The sequence below is a fragment of the Serratia sp. 506_PEND genome, from assembly GCF_001076875.1.
Classification (GTDB): Bacteria; Pseudomonadota; Gammaproteobacteria; order Enterobacterales; family Enterobacteriaceae; genus Serratia; species Serratia marcescens.
Map to the genome: position 1 here is coordinate 1 of NZ_JVEL01000029.1, position 5,514 is coordinate 5,514.

Genomic DNA, 5,514 nt, shown 5'->3' on the forward strand with positions numbered 1-5,514 from the left:
TCCGCCGCCGCGATTTCGCTTTCGCTGAGCGCCTGCCGTTCGATGAAGCACTCGATAGCTTCCAACAGGGAGAAGACGCTGATTTCATCCCCTATCTTCACGACTTCGCAAACGCCACGCCCGATCGCCAGACAGATGGCTTCATCAAATTCACACGGTTTGCTGTTCATCTTTTTTCCCCCTACGGCGTTTGGGATGATATCGGCCATGCTACCGGTTTTTGCCCGGCGGCTGTCTGACGAAAATCCCATTTTTTCGTTGGTGCTGACGGGCGCACGAGCGCGGGCATTGGCGAAATTCTGATTTCCTCACCGTGGCCAAATTTCCCTTGTGACCACCGTGCCGGCGCGGTATTGTCGCCAAATGACGACAATACCGCCTCATTGTCCGCATAAAAAATTCATGACGTTATCATCCCTTCATCCCGCTGCCGTGCGGGATTTTTTTATGAGGTTTATCTCAAAGTGCGGATAACCTCGACGCGATCGCTTGCCATGCTCTGAGAATAATCCTAGCTTGAAATAGTCATTTAGGGTTAGCAATCCCTCATGACCTCCTTGTAACACTTGATGCACCAGAACGTTTTCTCCCCCGCTGCGGCGGGGGTTTTTAATGACGTGCATCAGAAAAGGCCGTGAACGTAGAACCGACAGAGTTCGTGACGATAACCAGTTTAAGCATCAGGGGACGGGACAATGAAAAATGATCTGGCGGCGGCGATCGCGATTGGCTGTGTGTTGTTGTTCGCATTGGCGGTCGGTTCGCCCCTTTCCATCGTTACTTCGCTGTAATCTTCCGCGGCCCCGTTCGGGGCCGCTCATCGCGCCAGTCGCCGCGTCTGCGGATTTTTGCGTCGATCGCCTGCCCGCGCGATAAAATCAGCCAGATCGCTGTTGATGTATGGCGAACTTTGAGTACTCTGAGTGCTTTGCACATCCCGCGTGCGCCCATTCTATCTATGCTTTAATCAGGTCCATCACAGGAATCGCCATGCCCGCCCGCCAAATCTCAAGGAGCCCGCTCTGATGCTGGAGATGTTATTACAGTGGTACCGCCGCCGCTTCACCGATCCTCAGGCCATCGCGCTGCTGGTGATCCTGGTTGCCGGGTTCCTTATTCTCTATTTTTTGCACGGCATTCTGACCCCGTTGCTGGTCGCCATCGTGCTGGCGTATCTGCTGGAGTGGCCGACCGCGCGCCTGCAGCGCATCGGCTGTTCGCGCACCTGGGCGGCGAGCGTCATGCTGCTGGTGTTCGCGGGCGTCGCCATGCTGCTGGTGTTCGTCGTCGCCCCGACCGCCTGGCAGCAGGGCATCAATCTGATGAGCGATCTGCCGGGCATGCTCAACCAGTTCTATAACTTCGCCGCGACGCTGCCGAAGCGTTATCCGGCGCTGGTGGATGCCGGCATCATCGACATGATGGCGGAAAACCTGCGCAGCCGGTTGTCCGGCATGGGCGAATCGGTGGTGAAATTCTCGCTGGCGTCGCTGGTCGGCCTGCTGACGTTGGCTATCTACCTGATCCTGGTGCCGATGATGATGTTCTTCCTGCTGAAGGACAAAGAGCAACTGCTGAACGCGGTGCGCCGCGTGCTGCCGCGCAATCGCGGCCTGGCGGGGCAGGTCTGGAACGAGATGAATCAGCAGATCACCAACTACATTCGCGGCAAAGTGCTGGAGATGGTGATTGTCGGCGTGGCGACCTACCTGGTGTTCGCCGTGCTGGACATGCGCTACTCGCTGCTGCTGGCGGTGCTGGTGGGGTTCTCGGTGTTGATCCCCTACATCGGCGCGGTGCTGGTCACCATACCGGTGGTGGTGGTGGCGCTGTTCCAGTGGGGCGTCGGCGCCGATTTCTGGACGCTGATCGTCGCCTATCTGGTGGTGCAGGGGCTGGACGGCAACCTGTTGGTGCCCATTTTGTTCTCCGAAGCGGTCAACCTGCATCCGCTGGTGATTATCCTGTCGGTGATCGTGTTCGGCGGGATGTGGGGCTTTTGGGGCGTGTTTTTCGCCATACCGCTGGCGACGCTGGTGAAGGCGGTGATCCATGCCTGGCCGGATGAACTGCGGGTCGAGGTGGAAGACAAGGCCGACTGACTGGGAAGAAACGAAGCGCAGCAGGCCGCTGCGCTTCGTGAGAATTACTGCTGCAGGTAGTTCAGAACGATGTCGTGGTGATTGGTGGTTTTGAAATCATCAAACACTTTTTCAATCTTGCCATTGGCATCGATCAGGAAACTGATGCGGTGAATGCCGTCGTAGGTCTTGCCCATGAAGGTTTTCTCGCCCCACACGCCAAACTGTTGTGACACCTGATGATCTTCATCAGACAACAGCGTGAAGTTGAGCAGCTCCTTTTCGGCGAAGCGCGACAGTTTTTCCGGTTTGTCGGTGCTGATGCCCAGCACTTCGACGCCGACCTTTTTCAATTCGTCCATGTTGTCCCGCAGGCCGCAGGCTTGCACGGTGCAGCCCGGCGTCATCGCCTTCGGATAAAAATAGACCAATACTCGCTGTCCCTGGAAGTCGGCCAAATTAATTTCCTCACCGTCCTGGTCAGGCAAACTAAATTTCGGCGCTGTGTCACCGGCTTTCAATGGGCTCATCACTACTCTCCATCTTTCTCGTCATGCTGTGGATAGTTCACCACGCTAATACTGCCTTGCGCGTTCAATTCTGTACATAGGCGATGGAAGGCTTGCTCAATATTTGAGGCGTCCCGATCGCCGGAGCTGTGGGCGGTGATTTGGATATACAGCTGCGGCGGCAGGTCGCCGTCCGCCGGCTGCGTGCGCGAGACCAGTTCGGCGATATTCATCTGGCTGGAGTCGAACAAATCGGTAAAGCGTTCGATGATGTGCGGCGAGTCCTTCACTTCCACCTGCACCCACACCGTGGCCGGCATCGGCGGCCTTTCGTGCGAGTTTGTGCGCTTCATCACGATCAGCAGATCCAGCTCCGCGCCTTTTTGCGGCAGGGTGGATTCGATCAGGGTGATGGCGTTCCAGCTGCCGGACAGCAGCATGATGAACGTGAACTCCTCTCCCAGCATGGCCAGACGGCTATCTTCGATATTGCATCCGCAACTGCTGACGTGGCGGGTGATGGTATTGACGATTCCGGGGCGGTCGGCGCCGAGCGCGGTAATCACGAGATAGTGTTCGTCTGACTGAGGCAAAATAGCGCTTCCTGTCGTGCTCAATGGGGTTACCATGGTAAACATAAAAAAAACCGCCTGCCAAGCGCTTACAACGCGGTTGTGCGCTTGCTTTTGGATAGGCAGCAAAAGTACCATGAGTGACTTGTTTGTGGAGGGGACGGCCAATGTTTACGGGAAGTATTGTTGCACTGGTTACGCCGATGGACGACAAAGGTGCTGTCGATCGCGCGAGCCTGAAAAAATTGATCGATTATCATGTAGCCAGTGGCACCGCGGCGATCGTTTCCGTAGGGACCACCGGCGAGTCCGCAACGCTTGCCCATGACGAGCACGTTGACGTGGTGCTGCAGACGCTGGAGTTGGCCGACGGCCGCATTCCGGTGATCGCCGGCACCGGCGCCAACGCCACCGCCGAAGCCATCGCGCTCACCACCCGCTTCGCCAACACCGGCGTGGTGGGCTGCCTGACGGTGACGCCGTACTACAATAAGCCGACGCAGGAAGGGCTGTATCAGCACTTCAAGGCGATCGCCGAGAGCACCGAACTGCCGCAGATCCTGTATAACGTGCCTTCGCGCACCGGCTGCGACATGCTGCCGCCGACCATCGCTCGGCTGGCGAAAATCAAGAATATTGTTGCTGTAAAAGAAGCGACGGGGAACTTAAGTCGCGTTAGTCAGATCCAAGTGCTGGTTGACGATGAAGATTTCATTTTGCTGAGCGGCGACGACGCCAGCGGGCTGGACTTCATGCAACTGGGCGGCAAAGGGGTGATTTCCGTGACGGCCAACGTGGCCGCGCGCGAGATGGCGGAACTTTGCGCGCTGGCGGCGCAGGGCAAATTTGCCGAAGCGCGCCGCTTAAATCAGCGCTTGATGCCGTTGCATCAGGATCTATTTGTAGAAGCAAACCCAATTCCGGTGAAGTGGGCCTGTAAGGCGTTGGGATTGATGGCAACCGATACGCTGCGTCTGCCGATGACGCCGTTGAGCGAAGCCGCCCACCCGGTGGTGGAGCGCGCGCTGAAAAGCGTCGGTTTGCTGTAACTCTAAGGGAAATTTGATGGCTTATTCATTGCAAAAGTCGACGGTAGCAAAAGTAGTGGGCATCTCATTGGTGATGATGCTGGCGGCCTGCAGCAGCGATCAGCGCTACAAGCGCCAGGTCAGCGGCGACGAGGCCTACCTCGCCGCGGCTCCGCTCAAGGCGCTGAACGCGCCGTCCGGCATGATCCTGCCGGTGCAGAGCGGCAACTATGACGTGCCGGCCACAACGGTGCAAGGCAACGTCGGCAAGCAGCTGGACATTCGTCCGCCGGTGCAGCCGTTGGCGCTGCTGAGCGGTTCGCGTGCGCAATACGCCGGCGACAGCGGCACGCTGCTGCTGGAAAACAGCCCGCAGAACCAGAACCTGTGGTCGCGCGTGGTCAGCCTGCTGCAGGCGAAGAACATCGCGATCGCTTCCCGCCAGGACGCCGGTCAGACCCTGACCACTGACTGGGTGAAGTGGAACCGTCTGGACGAAGACAACCAGTACGAAGGCCGTTATCAGATCAGCGTGCAGCAGCAGGGCTACCAGCAGGCGCTGGTGGTGAAAAGCGTTGGCCTGCAGCAGCAGGGCAAGACCGAGCAGGTGACCGATCAGTCTGAGATCCAGCGCTACAACGGCATGATGATCAACACCCTGATCGAAGGCCTGGACAAGCAGGATAACCTGGCGAGCAGCCAGACGGCCAGCCGCTTCGGCGCGCTGGACGTGCAGAGCGGCGCCGATGACACCGGCCTGCCGATGCTGGTGGTGCGCGGCCCGTACACCGTAGTGTGGGATCGCCTGCCGCCGGCGCTCGAAAAACTGGGGATGAAAGTGGGTGACCGCAGCCGTCCGCAGGGCACCGTCGCCGTGACCTACAAGTCCCTGAGCAGCAGCGATTGGGATGCGTTGGGCGTCAAGGATCCTGAACTGACGGAAGGCGATTACAAACTGCAGGTCGGCGATCTCAACAACCGCACCAGCCTGCAATTCATCGATCCGAAAGGCAAACCGCTCACCCAGTCGAAAAACGACGCACTGGTGGCGGCATTCCAGTCAGCCTTCAGCAAAACCAGCGTTAACTAATCAAAAAGGGGCTTCGGCCCCTTTTTGTTTTGTCTATACGGTATCGTTTGCGTCGCAGGTTTGGCACAATAGTGTCCGGCACGCCAAAGAATTCATTAGGTCAATTCTATACCCCCTAATTTCGGGCCGCGCTCGGGAGACAACGGGGATACATCACTGGAGTAAGTAAGATGCAAAAGCTAGCTGAGCTGTATCGCGGAAAGGCAAAAACCGTTTACACCACCGAGAATCCCG

Annotated in this window: 5 protein-coding genes; 3 read left to right on the forward strand and 2 right to left on the reverse strand. The window is 57.8% G+C overall.

What is annotated here, in order from left to right; all coding sequences use genetic code 11:
* Positions 1-1,025: 1,025 nt before the first annotated feature.
* A complete protein-coding gene (locus ADK28_RS00705) occupies positions 1,026-2,102 on the forward strand; it encodes an AI-2E family transporter (RefSeq protein WP_016926738.1) in 1,077 nt (358 codons plus the stop codon).
* 44 nt (positions 2,103-2,146) lie between these two features.
* Here ADK28_RS00705 and bcp read toward each other — a convergent pair whose 3' ends face one another.
* Positions 2,147-2,611 (reverse strand): thioredoxin-dependent thiol peroxidase, encoded by a 465-nt coding sequence (gene bcp, locus ADK28_RS00710; protein ID WP_015378709.1) that lies wholly within the window; start codon positions 2,609-2,611, stop codon positions 2,147-2,149.
* Positions 2,612-2,613: 2 nt separating this feature from the next.
* Positions 2,614-3,219 carry a glycine cleavage system transcriptional repressor gene (locus tag ADK28_RS00715; protein WP_369783268.1) on the reverse strand — a complete coding sequence of 202 codons (606 nt, stop codon included), beginning with the start codon at positions 3,217-3,219 and terminating at the stop codon, positions 2,614-2,616.
* 110 nt (positions 3,220-3,329) lie between these two features.
* On the opposite strand from ADK28_RS00715, the gene dapA reads away from it, so the two are divergent.
* On the forward strand, positions 3,330-4,211 hold the full coding sequence (dapA, locus tag ADK28_RS00720; protein WP_048794628.1) for a 4-hydroxy-tetrahydrodipicolinate synthase: 882 nt from the start codon (positions 3,330-3,332) through the stop codon (positions 4,209-4,211).
* A gap of 16 nt (positions 4,212-4,227) precedes the next feature.
* Positions 4,228-5,280 (forward strand): outer membrane protein assembly factor BamC, encoded by a 1,053-nt coding sequence (gene bamC / locus ADK28_RS00725; RefSeq protein ID WP_048794629.1) that lies wholly within the window; start codon positions 4,228-4,230, stop codon positions 5,278-5,280.
* The last annotated feature ends 234 nt before the right edge of the window (positions 5,281-5,514 follow it).